Annotated in this window: 1 protein-coding gene; it reads right to left on the bottom strand. The window is 74.5% G+C overall.

The annotated features are described in order from the left end of the window. Window positions 1-178: 178 nt before the first annotated feature. Window positions 179-2362 carry an MMPL family transporter gene (locus DQW06_RS23845; RefSeq protein ID WP_117199351.1) on the bottom strand — a complete coding sequence of 728 codons (2184 nt, stop codon included), beginning with the start codon at window positions 2360-2362 and terminating at the stop codon, window positions 179-181. Between the last annotated feature and the right edge of the window lie 294 nt (window positions 2363-2656).

The raw sequence follows: 2656 nt of genomic DNA, 5'->3' as shown, positions 1-2656 counted from the left end.
GCAGGTGGCCGCCATCGACGGCGTCCACCTGCCGCAGGCCGCGCTGGTGCGCAAGTTCGCCGCCGCCTACGCGGAACTGCCGGGAGACCCCCTGTAGGGACCTCCGGAGCGCCCACGCTCCGCCGTGCCGCGCGCACGACGAGGCCGGGGCCGGGGGGAGTACGAGGCCGACGCCGCGCTAGGCGCGATCGGCGGGTTCGTGCTCCTGCGCGCGCCCGGGGGCACGGCCCGCGCGGCCGGGCCACCACACACGGGGCCCGACGTCCAGGGACAGCGCGGGCACCAGCACGGTCCGCACGAGCAGCGCGTCCACCAGCACGCCGAAGGCCACCAGGAACGCCAGCTGGAGCAGGAACAGCAGCGGGATCACCGCCAGCGCCGCGAAGGTCACGGCCAGCACCACCCCGGCGGAGGTGATCACCCCGCCGGTGACGGTGAGCGCGCGCAGCACGCCCTCGCGGTGCCCGTGCAGCAGCGTCTCCTCACGCGCCCGGGACATGAGGAAGATGCTGTAGTCGATCCCCAGCGCCACCAGGAACACGAACGCGAACAGCGGCACCACCGGGTCCGCGCCGGGCAGGCCGAGCACGTGGTCGAACAGCAGCGTTCCCACGCCCAGCGCCGCGGCGAAGGACAGGACGTTCACGGCCATCAGCAGCAGCGGCGCCACCAGGGAGCGCAGCAGCGGGATGAGCACGAGGAAGACCACCACGAGCACCAGCGGCACCACGACCGCGAAGTCGCGCTGGGCGGTGTCCAGGGTGTCCAGGTCGGTGGCGCTCACCCCGCCGACCAGGGCGTCGGCGCCCTGGACGGAGTCCAGTTCGGCGCGCAGGTCGCGCACCGCGTCCACCGCCTCGGCCGACTCGGGGCCGACGGTGAGGACCACCTCGACCAGCACCCGTCCGTCCTCCACCAGGGGCGGCAGGTCGGCGCCGGGCGGACCGGGCTCGGTCACCGGCGCGGCCGCGTCCACGACGGGCAGGCGTTCGGCGGCCCGGACCACCTCGTCCAGGTGGTCGGCGTCGGCGACCACCAGGGCGGGGGCCGCGCTGGCGTCGGAGCCGAAGCCCCGGTCGAGCGCCTCCTGGGCCTCGACCGCCTCCACCTCGGTGCGGAAGACCTCGGCCTGGCCGGTGCCCCCGGCGTCGAACTGGGGCGCGAACACGGCCGCGGCGGCCAGGACGGCGGTGGTGACGATCCAGTACAGGCGCGGCCTGCGCGAGACGGTGGTCGCCAGGCGGCCCCAGAACCGGTGGCTGGCCACGACCTCGTCCAGGGTTCCGTCCGTACGGCCGCCGCTGTGCGGCGCCACGGGCCAGAAGGCGGCGCGTCCGCACAGGGCGAGCACGGCGGGCAGGAAGGTCATCGCCGAGAGCAGGGCCGCGACGACGCCGATGGCCACCACGGGACCGAGGCTGCGGGTGGAGGCCAGGTCGGCGGCGAGCAGGCAGAGCAGGCCGAGGATGACGGTTCCGCCGGAGGCCAGGACGGGCCCGGTCACGCCGCGCACGGCGGCCATGACGGCTTCGGGCACGCGGTCGCGGACGGCCAGTTCCTCGCGGTAGCGGGCCACGAGCAGCAGCGCGTAGTCGGTGCAGGCGCCCACGACCAGGATGAACAGGATGCCCTGGCTCTGCCCGTTGAGGCTGACCAGGCCGGTGTCGGCGGCCAGGTAGACCAGCGCGCCGGACAGGCCGAGCGCGAGGAGGCAGGCGAGGATGACCAGGACCGGCAGCAGCGGTGAGCGGTAGACGGCCACGAGGATGATCAGCACGGCGGTGATGGCCACGATCAGCAGCGTGGAGTCGATGCCGCCGAAGGCCGCGGCGAGGTCGGCCGCGAAACCGGCGGGGCCGGTGACCTGCACCTGGAGTCCCGACACGGGGTCGTCGGCCAGCACCGCGCGCAGGTCCTCGACCGCGTCGCCGGTGTCGGCGGCCGGGTCGAGCGGCACCACGAACTGGGCGACGGAGGGGTCCTCGGTCCCGGGGAAGGGGCCGACGACGGCTCCGGAGACCCAGGACTCCTCACCCACGCGCTCGGCGACCGCGGCGACGTCGGCGAGTTCGTCCTCTCCGAGCGCCCCGCCCCCGCCGTCCCCGGCGTCCTCGCGCGAGTACACGACGACGGCCGGGACCGCCTCCTCGCGGTCGAACTCCTCGGCGATCTCACTGACCTCGGTGGACTCGGCGCCCACCGGCAGGAACGCGCCCGGGTCGTTGGTCTGCACCTCGCCGAGCCTGCCCAGGAACATGCCCAGGGGCCCGGCGCCCGCCAACCACACCAGGGCGACCAGCAGGGCCGCTCCGATCCACCAGCGCGACCGCCCGGCAGGTGGTCTGCCGTTGTCCTTGTCCACGTTCGGGATCCCTCTCACACCGACAGCTTGCTCGAAATTAAAGCATCTCGCTTTTCAAGTTACTTTCGGGCACGACCCTACCCCAGTCCGCTCCCGCCATGCGTCCGCCCCCGTCCGGCGGCGACGTGTCCCCCGTCACCGTTTCTCCGGTGGCGCGGCCGGGCGCGCTTCCATCCGGACGCGCTTCTGGTCGGGCACCCCTGGGAAGCCCTCCCCCGGTGACGCGCTCCCAGGCGGGCACCTGCGGACAGGGCACCCCCTCGGCGGCGGTACGGGCGCGAACACCGTCGGGCC

This window comes from Nocardiopsis sp. TNDT3, from assembly GCF_003427465.1.
Lineage (GTDB): Bacteria > Actinomycetota > Actinomycetes > Streptosporangiales > Streptosporangiaceae > Nocardiopsis > Nocardiopsis dassonvillei.
This window is presented reverse-complemented; position numbering and strand designations above follow the sequence as displayed.